The organism is Corynebacterium sp. c3Ub_189 (genome assembly GCF_039907195.1).
In the GTDB taxonomy this organism is placed as follows: Bacteria; Actinomycetota; Actinomycetes; order Mycobacteriales; family Mycobacteriaceae; genus Corynebacterium.
In genome coordinates this window covers 1-444 of record NZ_JASBOF010000071.1, presented here as the reverse complement: position 1 = coordinate 444, position 444 = coordinate 1, and the positions used below count along the sequence as shown (strand labels likewise).

1 protein-coding gene is annotated in these 444 nt (G+C 55.4%); it reads left to right on the top strand.

Features of this window, described 5'->3' with window-relative positions; genetic code table 11:
• The coding region (locus QKD99_RS11555) for a YPDG domain-containing protein (RefSeq protein WP_347951496.1) at positions 1-444 on the top strand (444 nt) is incomplete at both ends.

The window sequence follows — 444 nt, the reverse complement described above, 5'->3', positions numbered from 1 at the left end:
GTATGAGGGCAAGTTGGTTGTTCCTGGTGAGGAGACCAAGTCGACTCCGACCTTCACTGGCAAGGACGGTAAGGATGCCAAGGCTCCTGAGGGTTCGAAGTTCAAGATCGCTGATGGCTTCACGGCTCCTGAGGGCTACGAAGTCACCATTGATGAGAACACCGGTGAGATCACTGTTAAGTTCCCGGATGATTCGAAGCTGGACAAGGACACCGTTGAGGAGTTCGATGTTCCGGTTACGGTGACCTACCCGGATAAGACCACCGATGAGGTGAAGGCGAACTTCAAGCTGGACACCGATGGTGACGGTAAGCCTGACACCGAGGACGAGGACGACGACAACGACGGCATCTCCGATAAGGAGGAAAAAGACAAGGGCTCCAACCCGAAGGATAAGGGTTCGATTCCGGCAACTCCGATCGAGCCGGGTAACCCGACCGATGC